The sequence below is a fragment of the Polaromonas sp. P1_G1 genome, from assembly GCF_056405595.1.
Map to the genome: position 1 here is coordinate 1 of NZ_JBFUBU010000134.1, position 572 is coordinate 572.

Annotated in this window: 1 protein-coding gene; it reads right to left on the reverse strand. The window is 59.3% G+C overall.

The annotated features are described in order from the left end of the window. Window positions 1–441 (reverse strand): hypothetical protein (locus AC1D1Y_RS26100; protein ID WP_477684907.1); only part of this gene is annotated, 441 nt, incomplete at its 3' end. Between the last annotated feature and the right edge of the window lie 131 nt (window positions 442–572).

Here is a 572-nt window from a genome sequence, read left to right on the forward strand (position 1 = left end):
GGTCTGGCCAGCGTCCACGTTGTACTTGCTATGGTCTAGCGAAAACTCGATGGCAAAGGTCTTTTCCTCATTCATGAACTTGCCAATGCGCACGTTCTCCTGCGGGTTGGTGAAGTCCAGGTTGAAGAGTGAATTGATGGTGTCAGGAATGCTGGACGGAAAATCGCTGCCCTTGGCGTTGTGTACCGTGAAATCGTTGCCCTGGCTGGGCTGGGACACATGGATGTCCGAGGGCGCGTACTGCTGGCGGCTGTAGCCCCAGGAGAAATACCAGTTGCCGTCTTGGTTCAGTGCGCGGTCAACCTTGGCGGAGGTGGCGTTCTGCGCTGGGGTGGTATCCACTGGAGTGGCCTGCGCCAGCACCACGCTTTGGGCCATCACAGCGGAGCACGACCACACCAGGGCGGCCGCGACCAGAGTTTTTTTGGATAGGGTTTGCATAGGGGAGTGTCTCAATGGTGGGCGTGCGGGTTCGCGCCTATTTTCCCATCAGCGGGTCTTGGGCAGAGCGCAGGCGGTTGGGGGCCAGTTCGCCTGCCGAATCCAGGATGGGGTAGGCGATGGAGCAGATG